Consider the following 20,104-nt stretch of genomic DNA (forward strand, 5'->3'; position numbering starts at 1 on the left):
TCTTAGTCACTCTCCTTTGCAGTATAAGCATCGATCTCCGCTTTGATCGTAGGTGGGGTGTCGATGAACGTATTCTTCAGGAAGTCACTGACTTTTTGTGGTGCAATACTTTCAGTTTTCTTGATTGCTTCGTCAATTTGTTTGTTGACTTCATCTTCCCAAACTTTTTCTTGATCTGTTGACCAGATACCTTTATCTGTCAGATACTTACGCATTCTGATCAATGGATCTTTACGTTGCCAGTCATCAACTTCTGCTGATGTTCTGTAACGTTTGGGATCGTCACCAGATAATGTGTGTGGACCGTAACGATAAGTTAAAGTTTCGATCAAAACAGGACCATTGCCGGCTGCTACCCAGTCACGAGCGGCTTTAGTTGCTGTATAAACAGCCAAAGCATCCATCCCGTCAACTTGGATCCCAGGGATACCAGCTGCGACAGCTTTTTGTGACAAAGCAGGGGCAGCAGTTTGTTTTTCACGTGGGACAGAGATAGCGTAGCCGTTGTTTTGTACAAAGAAGATCGCTGGAGCTTGGAATGCACCTGCGAAGTTGATACCTTCATAGAAGTCGCCTTGGGAAGTACCGCCATCACCAGTATAAGTGTATGCTACAGTTTTTTTATCGTTTTTCTTAATACCTAAAGCAACTCCGGCTGTTTGAACATATTGGGCACCGATAATGATCTGTGGTGGCACAGCGTTAAAATTGTCTGGATACTTGTTGCCATCAACGTGACCACGAGACCATAGAAATGCCTGATAAAGTGGGAGACCATGTTGTACTAATTGGGGTACATCACGGTATGCGGGGAGAATAAAATCATCTGTTGTCATTGCGAAATTAGAACCGATCTGACTAGCTTCCTCACCAGATGTTGGTGCAAAGAAACCTAACCGACCTTGGCGATTTAATTTAGTTGAACGTTCATTTAAGACACGAGACCAAACCATTTGTTTAAATAATTCAGTTAATTCTTCGTCTGAAAGATCTGGCATTAAATCTTGGTTGACGACTTGACCGGATTCATCCAAAATGCTGAGGGTCTCAGTATTTGGAGTACTCTTGAGTTGTTCAAAATCTATTTTTTTCATTTGTAAATTTTCCCTCCTCGAAAACTTGCTAATGATACTATGAAAAGCCTTAACATAACGCTTTCATCCCTAATGCTAATACGTTTTTGTACAAATGTAAACTTTAACAAATTATGCACATTATATTTATTTTTTTGATTGCTTTAATTAAAGGAAAGGCACATAAAAATTAGTTTTTAAACCGTTAATATGTGAACGGTTTCACTCAAGCTGTTTTGATACTATCAAAAAAAATAACTAAATCCTAAAGCTTGTTACAACTTATTTTAGGCTTCTTGCTAAGGCAACGATAAAATCCGAACTCTTACTTTATTTTAGATAAAAAAGTTTGGCATCCACGAAAATTCACAAACTTTTAGAGTATGGATCCTGAAATTCGTAAATAATGCGTAAAAATTGAAGTTTTGTTTTTGAAACCAGGTAGCATATTATAGAAGTAGTTAATTTTAATCGAGTTGCTCAAGTCAAGTTTTTCCGCCTATCGGACATTGACAACATATCCGGTTTTTAGGATGTGGTGTCAATGTCCGATAGTGCTCGAGCCTTAAGCGACTTGTTCCACTCTGTTTTTAGTCAGGTTACGTGAGCTAGAAGTCTGCGCCTATCCAACTTTAAACAATACATCAAAAACCACGATGTCTTGTTTAAAGTCCGATAGTGCTCGAATTCTGAACAAGCTCACTTCACCTTGTTTTTATTAAGGGGAGATTTTTTATGGCAGATAAATTTGTGGCTTACCCGGTTGTGATAACACATGAGACAAATAATGAATATTATCAGTATCTAGTTTTTTTACCTGATTTTGGAACATTTTGCCAAGCAAATAGTGTGCTCGAAGCGTTGCGCGTAGCATACAAATTTATTGTCGACTATAGTTTGACGCGTGAATTACCACCAATGAAACTGGAATTACCACAAGTTTCGTCACGACAAATTGCAACTTTCGTGAATGTTAATATAAGAAAATGATAAGGATCTGGGATAGAAGGATATATTGTTTGTTAATTAAGTAAATTTGCGATATTACTAAGCTAGGAAAAAAGAGGAGAGGCTGATTATGACACAAATTTATGATTTTGATGAAACAGAAATGAATGGTCAAAAACTGTCTTTAAAAAATTACGAAGGTAAAGTGGTGATCATTGTTAACACAGCTAGTAAGTGTGGACTTGCACCACAGCTTAAAGGTTTAGAAAAAATTTATCAGACATATCATGATCAAGGGTTAGAAGTATTGGGACTACCGTCAAATCAATTTCACCAGGAATTAGAAACTGATGATGAAGCGAATGATTATTGTCAAGTTCACTATGGGGTCACATTCCCAATGACAAAAAGGGTGCAATTAAATGGCGATGGGTCAGACCCATTGTTCACTTATTTGAAAGATGAATCTGGTCACGGCAATATTAAGTGGAATTACACTAAGTTTTTAATTGGACGTGATGGTCGCTTGATCCATCGTTATGCTCCGACAACTAAACCAGAGAAAATGGTCGAGGCAATAAAAAAGGCTTTATCAGTTGAATGAATTTATGTAAAACTCAAGAGAGACAAAACATCTTTTGGAACACGTTTAAAGGTCGTCGATTTAACCCATTTAATGGGTTAAATCAGCGGCCTTTTTAGAACTAGTTATGTCCCAGCTTTGAGTTGTTTTTGTTTTATAGTATTTGGACAGATTTTGTCTGCACGGTAAAGTGGCAGAATTATTTTTTTCTCTTCATTTTAGATGTGTCAGCTAAGGGACAACCAATATCGACACAAGAGTGGCAATTAGAACCATTTTTCTTGATAAATTTTTGATAAACTACATATGCAAAAAAACCAAAAATCAAGACCCCTAAAATTATTGTTGCTACCATCTTTTTAAAACCTTCTTTCAGTTATATTTGGCGAAAAATTTAGATCAGTGCTTGCTTTTTAACAGATGACTTTTCCTTTTTTACCACTAATCCATATATGATAAGCGAGACTCCCATAGTGGCATATAAGATGTTAGTTGTAGTAAAATTACCGACTAAAATTAACCAACATTGATAAATCGAAAGCGCCACAATATATGCGAGACATGTTTGGTAAAATACCGCACGTACAGTCCAACGTTTATCTCCATATTCTTTATACATTGTGCCAATAGCTGCGAAACACGGTGCACTCAATAGGTTAAAGACTAAAAATGCGTATCCTGCCATGGGTGTAAAAGTGCTAGTTAGCGTTTGTACAAATGATTGCGCTGAGTTACTGCCAAAGGTTAATCGTAAAGTCCCCACACAATTTTCTTTGGCGATCAATCCGGCTAGAGTTGCTACAGTCGTGCGCCAGTCACCAAAACCAAGCGGTGCAAAAATGGGTGCGATCACACTTCCAATAGATTTTAGAATACTATGATTTTGATCGACCATATGCATTTGCCAGTTAAAATTGGAGAGAAACCAAATGATAAAGCACGAAGCAAAAATGATCGTTCCAGCTTTTTGAACAAAGCTCTTACTGCGACTCCAAACATAGTGCAAGATATTGCTTGCACGAGGAAAATGATATGCTGGAAGTTCCATTACAAATGGTTGCGGTGGTCCAGCAAACATGCGGGTCTTCTTTAAAAAGATACCTGATCCCACCACCGCTAACATACTAATAAAATAAGCCGACGGAGCGACCCAACTTTGTTGAGTGAAAAAAGTTCCAGAAATCATTGCGATCACAGTTAGTTTAGCTGAACAGGGCATAAAAGTGGTCAACATGATCGTCATTTTGCGGTCCTTTTCAGATTCAATAGTTCGTGTGGCCATGATGCCCGGTACGCCACAACCGGTTGAGATCAACATGGGGATAAAAGATTTACCAGAAAGGTTGAAACGATGGAATATTCGGTCCATCACAAAAGCGATCCGCGCCATGTAACCACAGTCTTCCAAGAGACCTAAACAGAAAAAAAGCATCATAATTTGTGGAACAAAACCAAGTACAGAACCAACACCTCCGATGATCCCGTTTAAAATCAGACCTTTCATCCAAGCAGAAACATGCCATGTATTTAAAAGATCGCTAGTTATATCTGGGATCCACTGGCCAAATAAAACATCATTGACCCAATCAGTTCCGAAAGTGCCGATCGTTTGAATCGATAAGTAATAAACTAACCACATAACTAATACAAAAATTGGTAAAGCTAGCCATTTATTAGTTACGATCCGGTCGATTTTATCACTGAGACTCATTTGAAAGTCATTGCGATCAATCACACACATTGCCATGATCTGTGCCACATAATCGTATCGAGCATTGACAATGATGCTGTCACTAGATTCAGCAAAGATATTTTCTGCAGTTGTGATAATATCTTCCACTTCTTGTTGTTGGTGTGAAGTTAGTTTGATCTTTTGGATAACTTTCTCATCACGTTCGAAAAATTTGATCGCGTACCAGCGTAGTTTAGAAGGAGCCACATGATCTTGAATTTGTTGACTGATCATTTCTAAGGCAGATTCTAAGCGATTGTCATATTCAGGGTAGGTATATTTTGGAGGCTCTTGTGCAGCTTTTTTTACCTGTGTCACTAGACCAGAGATGTTTTCCTTTTTAACAGCGCTTAAGGGGATAACGGGGACAGAAAGTAAATATTCCATCTTTTTTAAGTTGATAGTGCGTTTTTGTTTTTTTAACAGATCCCACATATTTAAAGCTAAGACGATAGGTAAACCAGTTTCCATTAGCTGCAAGGACAGATACAAGTTACGCTCTAAGTTAGTACTATCTAAGATGTTTAAGATGATATCGGGAGGTTGTTCGATCAGATATTTACGTGAGATCCGTTCTTCTAGTGTATAAGGAGAAAGAGAATAAACACCGGGTAGGTCAAGTAGCATCAGTTGTTTGTCATTTTTTAGATGTCCCATTTTCTTTTCTACGGTCACGCCCGGCCAGTTACCCACGTATTGATTAGTACCTGTTAGTTCATTAAATAGTGTGGTTTTTCCACTGTTTTGGTTACCAGCAAGAGCAATTAGGTTCATAATTATACCTTCTTTACCAAAATCTGTGTGGCTTCACTTTTACGAATACTTAACTTGTAACCACGGACTTGTAATTCGATTGGATCACCTAAAGGAGCAATATGGTAAACTTGAATCAGAGTGTTTCGGGTCAACCCCATATCCATCAAGCGTTTACGCACGGCTTTATCACCATTTAACTGATAAATAATACAAGAATTATGTATAGAAATGTCAGTTAAGGGAACTGGACTTGTATTTTCTTGCTCATCCAAGGAAGTGACTTCTATCAGTTTAGATAAAGAAACGCTAATTGCCAAGCGCTGTCCTGCGAGATAAATCACTAGTCCACTCTCATTTTTAGTGGGGCTGACCACCGTTATCACTTTTCCGGTGCTTAAACCCATTTCAGCTAATCGTATAGTTAAAGCATGCTCACCAGTGATTTTAGTAACAATGTATTTATGATTGGTTTTTCCATTGATCAGCGTTGCCATAGTTTTTCTTTCTTTGATTATAATTGAGAATCATTTTCATTTAGGTTAAAAATAGCATAATGTGAATAAAACTTCAATGTATCTTCAAAAAATAATAATTGTAAGTAGTAATGTTTGTTTTGACAAGGATTTGGAAGGGTGTAAGTATTGTGAAATATAACAAGAACATAATTTGATAAATTTAAAATATCTTGTTTTTGACACTTGTATGGAAATAAAATAGACTAATACCAATCTTAGGATAAGGAGTTAGCTGATAGTCTGACTTACAACAAAGATCGTATTTTCAGAGCAAATTGTTTCACGTGAAACAATTTGACAAAATTAATGCCGATTTAACATGTAGAGTGTATGATTAAGAATGTAAGGAAGAACTAAAAGGAGGTCGGTTAAATGCTAGCTTTTATTTGGGCAGAAGATAGTGATCATGGGATCGGCTATCAAGGCCAATTACCTTGGCATATGCCAGCTGACATGAAATTTTTTAAAGATAGGACAACAGGAAATACGATAGTTGCCGGTAGAAAAACATTTGAAAGTTTTAAGCACCCTTTGCATAATCGTAAGAATATTGTTTTGACGTCACAGGATGAAAAAAACTTTCCTGAAGGAGTGGTTGTCTTTCATAGTATTAGAGAAGTTTTAGAATATTATACCAGGCAGCCTAGTCAGAACATGTTTATTATTGGTGGAGTCCAACTATTTAAGGACTTTTTACCTTATGTGACTGATCTTTATCGTACAACGATCGACCATAAATTTGCGGTAGACACGTATATGCCAGAAATCGACTATTCACATTTTATGCTGAGCGATTTCGTTGAGGGTAAAGTAGATGAAAAAAATCCATACCCGTATCATTTCGAGCATTTTATGCGGGTTGAACCAGCAAGTGACTAATAGTAATTGAGATATAAGATGAGGGTAACTCCAATGTGAGTAACCCTTTTTTAGGATAAGGAAAGAATAGAATGGGGCGATTGTAATGTTAATGGATTTGAAAGAAAAAATTAATCAAAGTGTTGACCCTAAAGAATTGAAATCTTATCTAGAACCATTGACAGACATGGAGTTTTGTCAAGTAATTGCGGATTGTGCGGACCAAAAAGAATTAGACAACTTTGTACCACAACACAAATTTCCGGCTTATACGATCATTTTACACTGTATTGACCACCAAAAAATTAGCAGCAAGCAACGTAAAACGATTCAGAATTTGTTTTTAGCGACGAAAGCAGAGAACACTAATGCGTGATAGTAAAGGTTTATTAAAAGCGTTATTGATAGCATTACTTTTTTTGTTACTGGCATCACTTTATTTTGGAAGAGAATCTTTTGAGCCTGACAAAGCGGTGAAAAATAACAATATAGAATTAGTCAAGGAAATTTGAGCAAAACAAATTACAGATGATGTTTAAAGAACAAGAAGAGGTGGTTTAAACGTACATCGGTATATCTTGATCGGTACAAGGACATGGTCTATGATCAAGTAGGTAATAGTGTATTAAAGCTATCGATAATTAGACTAGGCTTTTGGCAAATAATTATGGCCCAGTTCCAGGGAGTGCTGAAGAAAACTTTGGGAAGCTCATGAATGATAATATGAAAAATTATCGTGATGAAATGATCATTTCTTCTAAAGCGGGTTGTGAAATGTGGCGTGGGCCGTACGGTATTGGGGTTCAAGTATTGGGGCTAGTCGTCCACAGCAGTTGGTTGATAACTATAATGCTTTGCATAATTTAGAATTTTCGAGTCGAGAATTAACACAGATCGATCGAATTTTGGACGACCAACCGCAAATTGATTGGCATAAGAAGTAAAATTTTTGTAATGGATAAAGTATCTGTGACTATAAAAAATGACAAGATCAATTACATTAAAGATTGATCCTGTCGCTTTTTTATTTCCAAATTGACGATAGGCTAGAAAAAACTTTTTGTTATTACTCTTGAGGTTCTAACTGTCTAACGGCATTTAAAATACCACTAGCTGCAGAATTGACCTGTTTTTGCGAAACTGTATCACTCCTAAGGTCAGCATTGCCAAGCTCCACTTTCTTTTCCAAGTTTTCTAAAGAAGCTTTTGAATAGTAGCCTGTTTGTTTGAGATAATTTTGTGCCCCATAGACATAAGTTTGTAAGACACTTTTATCGACCTTACCTGTATTTGGTGATGGTTTAAGATCTCTAACAGCGTTAATAATATCGCGGCTTTTGTTGTTAATGTCTTGTTGAGATACTGTGTCACTCCTCAGACCAGCATTACCAAGTTCCATTTTCTTTTCCAAATTATCTAAAGAAGTTTTTGAATAGTAGTCCGTTTGTTTGAGATAACTTTGTGCACCATTTACATCAAGTTGTAGAGCACTCTTATCTACTTTATCTACCTTTTGATCACTTACTGTTTTTTGTTGAGGCGCTACTTGGCTTGTCTTGATCGCAGTGTTTTGTTGGCTTGTGTCAGCGTTGGTGCTTTGAGTCCAGCCACCCAGCAACGCTATTGTTGCAGCACCTAAAAATAGGTTAACAGATTTCATATATCTTTCTCCTTTCATAAAGTCCGGTGTCAGATATTATTAATGATCATTAATTATCTGGATAATACAACAATGGAACAAATAAAACAATAAAAAAAGCACAAAAATCACTATCTTAAAACTTATTTAATTTATTACATTTACCTAATGAGTAGAGTGGAGCAAATATATTGTGAGAGTAATTTTATTTTGGAAAATAGTAAGAAAAACAAAGTATAAATGCATCATGTAAGGTTAAGGTCAAATAGTTGATCGTGAGTAATAGGTTATTTAAAATTTTAGTTTGCTCAAAAAAGGTATTTGCTAGTATCGTGCAGTTAGGTATCCAATAAATGTGCTATAGTAAAAACAATTACGAGGGGCCTATCTGTGAGAAATAGACCTTCACTAAGGAGAAAGCATGAGGCCTAACATTAAAGTCTCAGATACATTGACAAACCAGCATTATGCTCTACTACTTGAAGCGGATCCTAATAAAGAATTAGTAAACACCTATTTGCAGCGTTCTTTTTGTTTCGATGCAACTTATAATGATGAGCTAGTAGGAGTATTAGCTCTTTTGCCTACTCATCCTGAAACTTTGGAAATAGTTAATATTGCTGTTATTTCAGAACAAAGAAATAGGGGAATTGGCCAACAGTTACTTAGCTTTGCTGAAAAATACGCACACCATTATAATTACAAGTGTCTTGAAATTGATTAAGATTTCTTTACGATTCATTATGATAATGAAATTGTTGAAAACAATCTTATTTTGAAAGATATGATACGACTAGGGAAAATACTTAATTGATTTAATAAATAGAGATATTTTTAAAACTCACTATGTAGTAATAAAAAAAGACAAAGCTAAATTAGTATTTAATGCAACCGTTATTTTTGATAGAGTTTTATCTAAAGGGAAATGAATATATTTAAATAGGGATTATTTTTAAGACACACAAAATCTTTTCAACGCCAAATGACAAGGGATAAAAACTGTTTATATTTAAAAGTCGCAATAGAAAAATCCCTTAGACTATTTACATTTAAATCAGCTTAGTACCTAGAAAATGTCAGACAATATTGATTTTGAGTAAGCGGAAAGGAATTTTTATCATGAAAGAACTCTACTTAATGCGTCATAGTAAGACTTTATTTAACCAGTTACACCGGATTCAAGGTGCCAGTGATTCTCCGCTGACGGCCCAAGGAATTGAAGACGCTCAAGAAGTTGGACGTTATTTTAAGCAAATAAATCTAAATTTTGATCATGCCTATGCTTCAACACAAGAACGAGCTTGCGATACACTTGAAAACATTACTAAACAACCTTACAAAAGGCTAAAGGGATTAAAAGAGTGGAATTTTGGTGTTTTCGAAGGACAAAGCGAGCAACTTAATCCCAAAGATGATTCTAGCCGTCATTCTTATGGTGATTTTTTTGTCCAATATGGCGGCGAATCGGACTTGCAAGTTCAAGAAAGAATGAACCAAACTTTAACTGCGATCATGGAACGGCCTGACCATAACCGTGTTTTAGCGGTTAGTCACGGAGGTGCTTGTTTTATGTTTTTACAAAAATGGCTTTCCTTTGAGGAAATACAGCGGCATGTGACGGATTTTCATAATTGTTGTATATTAAAATTTGTTTATTCAAAAAAAGGTTTTGAGTTTATTAAAACAATCAACGTGAAAGAACTTTAATAGTGATTGATGCCAGGACGGTCGGAAAAGAACAAGGGAAAGGAATGTCTGCTGGTTTCCCATGTTCAAATTTCTTGTCAGCTCTTTCAAGATTACTATCAACAGTGCGTAATTTGTATTGGATAGAAATTAAGTTGGAAGATGAGCAACGTAAGTATTTCTCTTTAGCTCATGATAAAGCATATGAGACTGACAAAACTATCAGTAAAGCTAATTTGACAGTTGGTTGGATTTTGGCAGGTAAAAAACAAAATAAACATAGGGTAATGGTAGATATAATTGGAGTTGCCATTACCCTATTTTTATTGTTTTACTTTCCGATATCTCGTCCAAAAAGTCGTTCTGATAAGCCTAATTTATTTGCTAAAAGAATGTAAATTAACAAAGCAATCACACCGATTATGCCACAAAAGATAAATCCCGAGACCTTACCAGCTGGTAAATAAACCTGTCTAGCTAATAAGGTAAGTAATGTGATAAAAACAAAATAAACAACATTCACAATAATGATCGGTATTAAATGACGTAAGCTAAATCCAAATTGTTCATGAATCTTATGATAACTTAAAAGACAAACAACACTAAAAGCGACTGCGGTGGCCATGACCGCCCCCATTCCTTGGAAATAGTAAACTAGCGGTAGTTGGCACACGATCTTGGTGATCAAACCAAGCAGCAGATAAGTCATAGCTTTGCGACTGTAATGAAGTGATTGCAAAAGTGTTAATCCGTTGATCGCAATTGCCATAATGACGCTTTGCCATATATTAACGTACAAAAATAATGCGCCATTAGAATCATAAGTAAAAAATATACCATTGATTTCAGGCGATAAGACTCCCAGCATAGTTGCTGCTGGAAATAATACAAATAGCAGAAAAGGTAAATTTTGTTCTAATAACTTCTTGATACTGACATGATCATGAATTGCATTTTTGGCCGCAATCAAAGGTAAACTGGTTTCAGCCAAAGCTGTCGCTAAAGCAATAATGACAGCTGTGATCTTAGAAGGGTTAGCTGAAAAAATCGTGTAGATATATTGAGTGTATTCGGCACTTTTATGAAGCATACTTTGCATGATCTGTTTGAAAAAAAGTTGATCAATAATTTGACATAAAGTGATCCCAGCACCAACGATCACAAAGGGAACTGATTCATAGGCTATCATGAAAAGAATATGCTTGATCCCATGCAAGTCAAGGGCGTGGCTTTTGCTTTCTTCCGCGCGGTAAAGCGGTATTTGTTTATAATAATGGTGTATTAAGTAGATATAACTTGCTAGTGCCCCGACAAAAGCTGCAAATACACTATAATAGACGGCCACCACATAGCTAATGTGAAATTGATAGATCAGTAAATACGTGCTAGCCAAAATGAAAATAATGCGAAATATTTGTTCCCATAGTTGAGATATTCCAAAAGGCTGGAGATCTTGATTACCCTGGAACCAGCCCCGAATGATACTCATTGAAGGCAACACGGCTACTGCCGGAACTAAACTTCTGATTGCGAGCGTTGAATCGTGTTGTGACACGACAGGGGTATTTTTTGCAAAAAAAGGTGCTAAAAAATACAGCAAGACTGCAAAGGCTAAACCGGAAATGACCATTAGCCAAAAACCCGTCCGAAATAGTTTTTGACTATTTTTAAATTTTCCTTGGCCATTATACATAGCGACGCGTCTGGCAATTCCTGACGGGAAACCAGCAGTGCCTAACGAAAGAAAAATTGCATAAATTGTGTAAGAAGAGTTGTTAAGTGCTTGTGCCGTTGTAATATTGTGAGCTGATCCCATCATGTAAAGCCAAGGAATAAGGTAGACGACACCAAGTGCACGTGAAAATATACTTCCAAAAGAAAGCCAAAAAGACCCAGACAACATTTTTCTATTCAATGAAAAACACACCTAACTTACTGATTTTTTAAAACGCATTTTTTGTACATTATTTCCCGGGTTATTATTAGCTGGAAAGAGGATGGTAGTAGTTCAGTGTGATTACTGAATAAAAAGCAATCTAACATGGAAATCTAAGGATACTGGAAGATAGTTCGTATAAGAGAACGATCAAAAGTTAAAAACCTTTTTCAACTAAGGAGGTAAACAAAAACTATTATAAACCTACTTATCTGTTTTATGGAAGAATTCCCTGAATTTGGCATGTAAATGGAGAAAAAATAAAATTTGTGCACGTGTTCGCTTTAAGCGCCGATACCTTGACTTAAATTTTTTATAGAAATCCTGGTGGTAATTTTCTGCTGGCCAAAAAGAAGTGGCTGGTTTGATAGGGACCACGATTGGTTTAGCATATTTACCAGATTTTTGCAGAGCCCTTTTTGAAGTGGCAGCTATCTCATATTGCTCATGGTTAGTATAGAAAATAGCTGGCAGATAGTTGTCACCTCGATCGTCAAATTGTCCGCTTGCATCTGTTGGATCGATCATTTGCCAGTATATTTCTAAAATTTCTTGGTATTTGATAAGTCGTGAATCATAGATAATTTCAACAGCTTCGACATGTCCGGTTTGATGTGAACCAACTTGAGCGTAAGTTGGATATTCAGTATAACCCCCAGTATAACCAGATACGACTGATTTACCCCCAGGCTTAGTGTTGAAGGGCTCAACTAAGCACCAAAAACAACCGCCGGAGAAAATAGCTCTGTGCTGAAATGGTGAGTCAGGCTGATAATGAGTACTGTAATCAAATTGCATTTTTCCAGCTGGATCACTGATCAAACGTAAATAAAAATCGGCTACTGCGGGTGTTAGGTTATTTCTTGTTGCTAATGGACGTAAATTAAATTCAAGTCTTTCGAGAGTTATTTTAGTTGATTTATCATTTATAAGATTCTCCGCAGCTTTTGTTAATAGTTTTTTTCCCCAATTACGAGTGGCCGAATTTTGGATCAATGTAACTAGTGTTTGTAGTGTTTCTTTCTTATTCATGATAAAACACTCCTTTTGTAGCTATGCTATGATTTTCCAATATTAGGATAACAAGCGTCATAAAGTTTGATGTTAACACTGTCTATCATTAAAGTTGTATGATGATTTACTTTGAATGGATAGTACTTATCTATTATTTTGCTATTTTAGAGTATCCTGAAATATTAGAAAAATGTAAATTCAAGTAAGAAAAAACACTAGATCAACTAGTGTTTGGAAAAGGTGCTTTAAAATTATTTTCAATAATCAAATAGTGTGAACGCATTGTCTAAAACTTGATCCCAGTTACAGCGCATATCATCAAGGAATTTACTTTGTTGATCAGGGTGTTTGGCAAAATGGAAGTTTTGTGGTTTGTCATAGTCACTTAACCATTTCTTGGTAAATTGCCATTCATACCGATATCCGATCGGACGGCAATGCCAGTTCACGTTATTAATTTTTTTAACACCATCGCGTGCATGAATATGACCGAAAACTACATCGGTTACAGTATCACTGTAATCTGAAATTACATCACCAATTTCCTTACTACCCAAGACACCGCCTAAGGCACGCCAAGTAACAGCTTTCCGATTAAAGGGCGTAGGATACATAATAAACTCTTGTCGTGGCACAAAATGAGTGGCAATTATTACTCGCTTGTCTTGTTTACGAAAACTGTCTAACAGACCTGCTAAATGTTGTGCTTGTTTTTTACTGATGATCGGATCACTTTCAGAACGTTTGATAAATTTATCGATCCAATATTTATTTTTGTAGTTAGCGACAATTTCATTGGCTGGTTGTTCGTTTGTTTCCCCTTTAGCAAAACCATAGTCATACCAGCCGTTAAATGGAAGTAAAACTGTATCAGAATTTAATGGCAGTGGTTCAAAGTTTAAGAAACCTGGTGTTTGATTATTTTCGATACTGTTAGTGTCTAACATATCGTGGTTGCCAAAATTGAAGGTGGTGGGTATTACTGAGTTCAGTGTTTGAATGATCTCATTTCCTTCGCGGTGAAAATGGTTGGTGATATCTCCCGCGATGTGTAACCTAGTGGCACCGTTATCTTTAATATAAGACCCGATCTCGATCAGGTCATGCAGTGTGAATTTATTAATATCAACGTGAATATCTGATATGATTGCTAATTTTCCCATTTTGTTGCCTACTTTTCTTTCGAGTTATTTATAACTAATTTTTTCTGTTTTTGCTCAATAAATCTAACTTATCTTATCCAAGCTTACTAGTCAATTTCTAGGCTTAGTCTTCTCGCAAATATTTACTGCTATAGAAAAACACACAGCTAATAGATACTGTGTGTTGGTAAAGATTTATCTAAGGTAATGTTTATTGATCCCAGCAAAGCTTAAAACAGAAAGCCAAATACAAATAGTAGCTATCACAAATAGGCTAGTGTATGAAATATATTGGATAACTACCGCCCCGATAATTGGCCCTAATGCCCGTCCAAATGAAATAGAACTAGCTAGTGCACCCAGGAATCGCCCTTTTTGGCCCATCGGACTAATATTATTAACAAAGGTGGATGCAGCTGGGTTAACCAAGATCTCACCGATCGTTAGGATGGCCATAGCTGTCAGAAATAAGAAGTAGTGGTTTCCAGCTACGATCAAAACTAAAAATGAAGCACCAATCAGAGATAATCCACCGTATAAGCGCATATGCAAATGGCTCATTAACCATTCGTCAAAATATGTCATAAATGGCTGGATCAATACGATCATGACACCATTCAAAGTCCAAACGGAACTGTAATGCTTGATACTTAAACCATTTTCGACCATGAAAGTGGCAATATTACTTTGCCACTGCTCATAGAATATCCACAGAATGACGATATTGAATAATAATAAAAATAAAGGCCATAATTTGTCGGGTGTTAATTTTGCTGGCTTTGGAAGTGAATCGCCATGTCCATTGTGGCTTATATTAGCCCCTTCTCCTTCATGATTGCGGTAAAAGCAAACGACGATGGTTCCAAAAATAATAAATAGGACCGTTGAAACAGCGAAGACTCGACTAATTCCATAAGGTAAGATATATCCAACCATTAAAGTACCGATCACCATTCCAAGGTTACTCATGAAATATATAATATTAAAAATATAACTTGTACGTTGGTTTTTAACTTCGGTGGCAAATGAATTAATACAAGTGAGATTTAAGCCATTCCCGAAGCCCAACATGACAAGGCCGATAGGGAAGGCGGGCCAGCCATTATTAAACATTAAAAATGTGCTAGCGCCGATCACAATAAAACTTCCGACTAAAATTGTTTTAAAGTGGGACCAACGATCGTATAGATAACCACCGACCGTGTTTCCCAAAACGACACATAGTGAATTACATAATAAAACAAGTCCGGCTGTAATTAAAGTTTTACCTAGTGTGTCATGTAAATAAATAGTTGTGAGTGGCCAGATAAAACTTGTACCGGTATTTGCTAAAAATGAACCGGCAAATAACCACTTAGCTGGCATCCCTGTTTGTTGTTGCAAAATATTATCCCCCTTAAATAAAAAATAGTGAATTAGGTTAAGGCCAATTCGTTGTAGTTTGATAATAAGATAAATAAAGTTTAATTAATTGCTGAACATACGTATCATCTGAGACAGCGTAAATAACTTGGCCAAAATTAAAAACTCAATATCCCGGTGCTGTTTGAGTACCGTCACATTGGGCTTTTTTCTAATTCAAGGCTATTTAAAATATATATTAATGCCATAGACTATGAACTGATAAGTATAATTATTATCGTCGTGTTTAAACTTTAGTTTAAATTGTACGTCAAAACTAAACTCATAAAACACCGATAATTATCTTAACATAAGGGAATCACTTTGTCTTTGTTTCGCATTTTGTAGTAGTCAGAGAAAATTCAAAAAACATAAAGAAAACGCTTGCATTTATTGAAAATTAGTGTAGTATAAGAGTTGGAAAGGGGCTAAATCCCACGGCGGTATGATTAAGCTTCAACATCATACCAATTGATTTAAGAGGTATAAGCTATTTCCGACACGGTCAGAGGAAATAGTTCGCAGGTGAATGATGGGATGAAGAACTCCTTTCAAATAACCAGACCAGCAGGTCATGATAACGGATCACCGATAATGTAAAAGAAAATTATAAAATTTATCGCGGTGATGAAAGGTTAGCATGGGTTGCTGGTTTTTTTGTGTCATTAATAAAATATTATCACTGGTGTCTATCTTAATATTAAGGTGGGCACTTTTTATTGGTTCTTGATAAATAGATACCAATAAATTATAATGAAAGCGTGATCAAAAAGGAGAAAAACAATGTCTATTAGATTAATTGCGCTTGATATAGATGATACGCTATTGGATTCAACGGGGAAAATTTTACCCAGCACGAAAGAAGCATTGCAAAAGGCACTGAAGCAAGGTATAAAAGTCGTTTTATGTTCGGGACGTCCGTTACCTGGTGTAGCTCCTTTCCTAAAGGAGCTAAAAATTACTGGTGATGATCAATATGTGGTTACCTATAATGGAAGTGTCGTTGAATCAGTGACAGGTAAGGTAGTTGCTGAAGCTGGATTAAATAACGATGTTTATCGACAAATAGATACTTATTCTAAAAAACATGGGTTACAGTATAATGTTTTGGACCGTAAGGGCAATATTTATACCAGCAATCATAATGTGAATAGGGTCAGTGTGATCCAAGCCTGGGAAAATAATGCAGGGATCTTAATTCGAGAACCTGAAGAAATGCCCATGGACTTTTCGATCGTCAAGGGTATCTTTGTCGGAGAGACTGAAGATTTAAACCAAGTACAAGCAAGTGTCCAGCAGGAATTTGGTACAAAAAACTATGTAGTAAGAGCAGCGAATAATTTTTTAGAGATCATGAATGCATCAGTTAATAAAGGTCTGGGACTTGAAAAATTAGCGAATAGTTTGAATATTTTACCTGAAGAGATAATAGTATTTGGGGATGAACAAAACGATATTCCAATGTTTGACTTTGCTGGGCAGGCTGTGGCGATGGGAAATTCATCAAAAATAGCGAAAGAACATGCTTCATATGTGACTGATTCTAATGATCGTAATGGGATCGCTAAAGCTTTAGACAAACTTGTATTTAGTGCTTAGTATCAGCTTGAATCAGGGAGGTCATTAGCTTTTACCACTTTTTTCTTGTAAAATAAAGATATAAATAGGACTTTGGTAGTTAAAAACAATGAATTTTTACAGATAAGTGGGGACTTTAATATGACATATGTTCTAGGCTTAACCGGTGGAATAGCTAGTGGAAAAAGTACAGTCAGTAATTATTTATATGAGCAAGGTGCAGTGGTGATTGATGCTGACATTGTCTCACGTCAAGTGGTTCGACCAGAAGCAAAGGGACTTTTAGCGTTGGTTAGTGAATTTGGTAAGCAAATTCAAAATGAAGATGGCACTCTAAATAGAGCAGCTTTAGGTGAAATTATTTTTAATGATCAGAAAAAAAGGGATGTTGTGAATGGCCTTTTACATCCACTCATTAAAGAGGAAATGTTAAACCAAGTTAAATTTGCTGAAGAAAAAGGCGTCGATCTAGTGGTGCTCGATATCCCGTTGTTATTCGAAAGTAAGTGCGAACAATACTGTGATGCTGTTTTAGTCGTTGACGTTAGCCCAGAAACACAAAAGGGACGTTTAATGCGACGTAATGATTTTACTCAAAAAGAAGCACAGGCTCGGATTGATAGTCAAATGGATCCAGCTGAACGAAAGAAAAGGGCAGACTTCGTGGTTAATAATGATGCGAGTGAAGAGCAGACTTACCAACAAGTTGATATTTTACTGGAAGATATTTTAAATTAGAATAGCTTAAAAGTTCAGGAATCTGACAAATAATTCCTGAACTTTTTTATTCAAAATGTTTCACGTGAAACATTTTGGTTTTTTCTATAGTAATGTATTTTGACTAAAGCTCTGAGAATTCAAAGCTTTTGCCAGTAATAAGGATAAGAGAACTTTAAGTGTGTCGCCAGGTAGAAAAACAATATTTGACAATAATGCAGTTGTAAATGACATATTATTTTGCCAGGTCAACCACAACGTACCGATCAAGTCAGTAGTTAAAACTGCAGCGCACCATGTCGTTATAAATTGTAAGAGAAATCTTTTGTTAGTCTTTAGTAGAGATAAACCCCAGTTGATTAAGAGTGGTGTTAGTACCCAGCCAAACATATATCCTGCTGTTGGGCCTAAAAAAACCGAAAAGCCACCACGACCACCAGATAAAACGGGCAATCCTAATGCTGCTAGTAGTAATAATAGTAAAATCGACCAGGTTCCGCGTTTTGTCCCGAGTATTAACCCAGCTAGAATTATACCTAAGTTTTGTAAAACGATTGGGACTGGAATGATGCCAAGTGGGATCCCAGGGATGATCCCGAGTATAATTAAAATTGATGTCATTAAAGCAACATAACTTAAATCTTTAGTTTTCAAATTTTCTCCTCCATAATGTTAACCTTGTAACGTAAAATAGTTAACAATAAAATAACATATTTCTTTCCTACCAACAACTTTAGAATGTTTTGAGCAATTTAAATTACAAACAACTGATTTTTTGATAAGCTTAGGGTGTTTCTAAGAATTGAAAAGGGGGAATTTTGATGTCTGATAATAAAATTACAACTGCTTCAGGACAACCATGGGCAGATAATAATCATTCACAAACTGCGGGTGTTCGTGGACCCGTTTTATTGCAAGACTATCAATTACAGGAAAAGTTAGCTCATTTTAATCGGGAACGGATCCCAGAACGAGTTGTTCATGCTAAAGGTGCTGGTGCTTACGGCACATTCAAGCTGACCCACGACATGTCAAAGTATACTCGGGCAGATCTGTTTAATGGTGTTGGCAAGGAAACACCAATTTTCCTCCGTTTTTCTCAAGTAGCGGGGGAAGCAGGATATCCTGATACTTTGCGTGATGTACGTGGAGTTGCTTTACGTTTTTACACTCAAGAAGGAAACTATGACATAGTTGGGAACAATACTCCAGTATTTTTCATTAATGATCCTTTGAAGTTTCCAGATTTTATTCATTCGCAAAAACGTGACCCAAGGACGCACTTACGTGACAATAATATGCAATGGGATTTTTGGGCGCATTCGCCTGAATCAGTGCATCAAGTCACGTATTTGATGGGTGATCGTGGGAACCCAGCTAGTTATCGAACAATGAATGGTTATGGTAGTCATACTTACAAGTGGGTCAATAAAGATGGCGAAGCTTACTGGATCAAATATCACTTTATCAGTCAACAGGGTGTAAAAAATATGACTGATGAAGTAGCTACTAAAGCTGCTGGTGAAGATACTGATTATCTGTTACATGATTTGTTTGATGCGATCGAACAAAAAAATTATCCATCATGGAAGGTATATGTACAGATTTTGCCTTACGAAGAAGGTCTGCACTATAAACATGATATTTTTGATGTAACAAAGGTTGTTTCACATAAGGACTATCCATTAGTTGAAGTTGGAGAATTTACCTTAAATGAAAACCCGACAAATTACTTCGAAGATGTTGAAGAAGCTGCTTTTGCACCAGCTAATCTTGTACCGGGTATTGAACCTTCACTAGATAAGTTGTTGCAAGGTCGTTTATTTGCTTATACAGATGCAGCTCGTTATCGTTTGGGTGCCAATTATGAACAACTAAAGGTTAATCGTCCACTTAATGAAGTTAAAAATTATGAACGCGATGGCTTCATGTCACAAGGTCATGGTGGAGAAGTAAACTATGAACCAAATGGCAAGAATGGGCCGACAGAAGACTTGTCCGCTAGAATTCATGGTGACCAACTAGATGGTCAAACAGGTAATTACGAGCCATATGAGCCTGATAATTATTCTGACGCAGGTGCTTTATATAACGTAATGAGTGAAGACGAAAAGAAGCGTCTGGTTAAGACGATCAAAGAAAATCTTGGAATCGTGGACGACGAAAATGTCAAGATCCTTGAAACTAAGCAGTTTTATCAAGCAGATCCAGATTACGGAACTCGTGTTGCTCAAGCCCTTGGACTAAAAATTGAAGATATCAAAGATTAAACTAAAAACTAAATAGGCCGTACAAAAAACTTTTATCACTATTTATTGCTGCAATAGATAGATGATAAAAGTTTTTTTATTGTGAAAAATTAAAAGTTTGGTTGATACAGTGGTCGTGCAGTTTAAATTCTTGTGAAATGAATTGTAAGAAACTTTATTTTTTGAAATAAAGCTTGATATTAACGCTAATTTTGTCAATAATTGTAATTGAAAACGATTCTCAATTGAGAATGAAATTTGGGATCAAATACTAATG

20 protein-coding genes and 2 pseudogenes are annotated in these 20,104 nt (G+C 36.2%); 12 read left to right on the top strand and 10 right to left on the bottom strand.

Features of this window, described 5'->3' with window-relative positions; translation table 11 throughout:
- Positions 1–2: 2 nt before the first annotated feature.
- Positions 3–1,094 (bottom strand): pyruvate dehydrogenase (acetyl-transferring) E1 component subunit alpha, encoded by a 1,092-nt coding sequence (gene pdhA / locus LACPOB_RS0104895; RefSeq protein ID WP_017867716.1) that lies wholly within the window; start codon positions 1,092–1,094, stop codon positions 3–5.
- A gap of 714 nt (positions 1,095–1,808) precedes the next feature.
- On the opposite strand from pdhA, the gene LACPOB_RS0104900 reads away from it, so the two are divergent.
- Together LACPOB_RS0104900 and LACPOB_RS0104905 are read left to right on the top strand one after the other, a co-directional pair.
- Positions 1,809–2,063 (top strand): hypothetical protein, encoded by a 255-nt coding sequence (locus tag LACPOB_RS0104900; RefSeq protein WP_017867717.1) that lies wholly within the window; start codon positions 1,809–1,811, stop codon positions 2,061–2,063.
- An 88-nt stretch (positions 2,064–2,151) separates the two neighbouring features.
- Positions 2,152–2,625 (top strand): glutathione peroxidase, encoded by a 474-nt coding sequence (locus LACPOB_RS0104905; protein WP_017867718.1) that lies wholly within the window; start codon positions 2,152–2,154, stop codon positions 2,623–2,625.
- 178 nt (positions 2,626–2,803) lie between these two features.
- Here the strand turns inward: LACPOB_RS0104905 and LACPOB_RS12620 are convergent, their stop codons facing one another.
- The 3 genes from LACPOB_RS12620 to LACPOB_RS0104920 are packed head-to-tail and all read right to left on the bottom strand — an operon-like array spanning position 2,804 to position 5,586.
- Entirely contained in the window at positions 2,804–2,959 is a 156-nt protein-coding gene (locus tag LACPOB_RS12620; protein WP_017867719.1) for a hypothetical protein, read from the bottom strand.
- 39 nt (positions 2,960–2,998) lie between these two features.
- Complete coding sequence (feoB, locus tag LACPOB_RS0104915; RefSeq protein WP_017867720.1) at positions 2,999–5,110, bottom strand: ferrous iron transport protein B; 2,112 nt, start codon at positions 5,108–5,110, stop codon at positions 2,999–3,001.
- Positions 5,111–5,112: 2 nt separating this feature from the next.
- Complete coding sequence (locus LACPOB_RS0104920) at positions 5,113–5,586, bottom strand: FeoA family protein (protein ID WP_017867721.1); 474 nt, start codon at positions 5,584–5,586, stop codon at positions 5,113–5,115.
- A gap of 393 nt (positions 5,587–5,979) precedes the next feature.
- Between LACPOB_RS0104920 and LACPOB_RS0104925 the strand changes: the two genes are divergently transcribed.
- From LACPOB_RS0104925 to LACPOB_RS13010, 4 genes and pseudogenes are all read left to right on the top strand, one after another.
- Positions 5,980–6,486 carry a dihydrofolate reductase gene (locus LACPOB_RS0104925; protein ID WP_017867722.1) on the top strand — a complete coding sequence of 169 codons (507 nt, stop codon included), beginning with the start codon at positions 5,980–5,982 and terminating at the stop codon, positions 6,484–6,486.
- Positions 6,487–6,571: 85 nt separating this feature from the next.
- Positions 6,572–6,841: a hypothetical protein gene (locus LACPOB_RS0104930; RefSeq protein ID WP_017867723.1), complete on the top strand. Its 270-nt coding sequence runs from the start codon at positions 6,572–6,574 to the stop codon at positions 6,839–6,841.
- Positions 6,834–6,977 (top strand): hypothetical protein, encoded by a 144-nt coding sequence (locus tag LACPOB_RS12720; protein ID WP_017867724.1) that lies wholly within the window; start codon positions 6,834–6,836, stop codon positions 6,975–6,977. Before LACPOB_RS0104930 ends, LACPOB_RS12720 begins: the two co-directional genes overlap by 8 nt.
- 83 nt (positions 6,978–7,060) lie before the next feature.
- Positions 7,061–7,301: pseudogene (locus LACPOB_RS13010) on the top strand (L-glyceraldehyde 3-phosphate reductase); the annotation flags it as partial.
- 230 nt (positions 7,302–7,531) lie between these two features.
- Here the strand turns inward: LACPOB_RS13010 and LACPOB_RS0104945 are convergent.
- Entirely contained in the window at positions 7,532–8,125 is a 594-nt protein-coding gene (locus tag LACPOB_RS0104945; protein ID WP_017867726.1) for a hypothetical protein, read from the bottom strand.
- 400 nt (positions 8,126–8,525) lie between these two features.
- Between LACPOB_RS0104945 and LACPOB_RS11770 the strand changes: the two are divergent.
- The 3 genes and pseudogenes from LACPOB_RS11770 to LACPOB_RS0104960 all read left to right on the top strand — a co-directional run bounded on the left by LACPOB_RS11770 (position 8,526) and on the right by LACPOB_RS0104960 (position 10,188).
- Positions 8,526–8,918: pseudogene (locus LACPOB_RS11770) on the top strand (GNAT family N-acetyltransferase).
- 305 nt (positions 8,919–9,223) lie between these two features.
- A complete protein-coding gene (locus LACPOB_RS0104955; protein WP_017867728.1) occupies positions 9,224–9,811 on the top strand; it encodes a histidine phosphatase family protein in 588 nt (195 codons plus the stop codon).
- Positions 9,812–9,813: 2 nt separating this feature from the next.
- Complete coding sequence (locus LACPOB_RS0104960) at positions 9,814–10,188, top strand: hypothetical protein (protein ID WP_026142756.1); 375 nt, start codon at positions 9,814–9,816, stop codon at positions 10,186–10,188.
- Here the strand turns inward: LACPOB_RS0104960 and LACPOB_RS0104965 are convergent.
- From LACPOB_RS0104965 to LACPOB_RS0104980, 4 genes are all read right to left on the bottom strand, one after another.
- Complete coding sequence (locus LACPOB_RS0104965; protein ID WP_017867729.1) at positions 10,122–11,705, bottom strand: putative polysaccharide biosynthesis protein; 1,584 nt, start codon at positions 11,703–11,705, stop codon at positions 10,122–10,124. The genes LACPOB_RS0104960 and LACPOB_RS0104965 overlap by 67 nt on opposite strands.
- A gap of 225 nt (positions 11,706–11,930) precedes the next feature.
- On the bottom strand, positions 11,931–12,758 hold the full coding sequence (gene msrA / locus LACPOB_RS0104970; protein ID WP_017867730.1) for a peptide-methionine (S)-S-oxide reductase MsrA: 828 nt from the start codon (positions 12,756–12,758) through the stop codon (positions 11,931–11,933).
- A 239-nt stretch (positions 12,759–12,997) separates the two neighbouring features.
- A complete protein-coding gene (locus tag LACPOB_RS0104975) occupies positions 12,998–13,903 on the bottom strand; it encodes a metallophosphoesterase (protein WP_017867731.1) in 906 nt (301 codons plus the stop codon).
- Between the two features lie 174 nt (positions 13,904–14,077).
- Entirely contained in the window at positions 14,078–15,265 is a 1,188-nt protein-coding gene (locus LACPOB_RS0104980; protein ID WP_017867732.1) for an MDR family MFS transporter, read from the bottom strand.
- An 801-nt stretch (positions 15,266–16,066) separates the two neighbouring features.
- Here LACPOB_RS0104980 and LACPOB_RS0104985 point away from each other — a divergent pair.
- Both LACPOB_RS0104985 and coaE read left to right on the top strand, forming a co-directional pair.
- Entirely contained in the window at positions 16,067–16,882 is an 816-nt protein-coding gene (locus LACPOB_RS0104985) for a Cof-type HAD-IIB family hydrolase (RefSeq protein ID WP_017867733.1), read from the top strand.
- Positions 16,883–17,002: 120 nt separating this feature from the next.
- Complete coding sequence (gene coaE, locus LACPOB_RS0104990; protein WP_017867734.1) at positions 17,003–17,599, top strand: dephospho-CoA kinase; 597 nt, start codon at positions 17,003–17,005, stop codon at positions 17,597–17,599.
- A gap of 84 nt (positions 17,600–17,683) precedes the next feature.
- Here coaE and LACPOB_RS0104995 read toward each other — a convergent pair whose 3' ends face one another.
- Positions 17,684–18,232 carry a biotin transporter BioY gene (locus tag LACPOB_RS0104995; RefSeq protein ID WP_017867735.1) on the bottom strand — a complete coding sequence of 183 codons (549 nt, stop codon included), beginning with the start codon at positions 18,230–18,232 and terminating at the stop codon, positions 17,684–17,686.
- Positions 18,233–18,399: 167 nt separating this feature from the next.
- Between LACPOB_RS0104995 and LACPOB_RS0105000 the strand changes: the two genes are divergently transcribed.
- Positions 18,400–19,848 (top strand): catalase, encoded by a 1,449-nt coding sequence (locus tag LACPOB_RS0105000; RefSeq protein ID WP_017867736.1) that lies wholly within the window; start codon positions 18,400–18,402, stop codon positions 19,846–19,848.
- The last annotated feature ends 256 nt before the right edge of the window (positions 19,849–20,104 follow it).

This window comes from Ligilactobacillus pobuzihii E100301 = KCTC 13174 (genome assembly GCF_000349725.1).
GTDB lineage: Bacteria > Bacillota > Bacilli > Lactobacillales > Lactobacillaceae > Ligilactobacillus > Ligilactobacillus pobuzihii.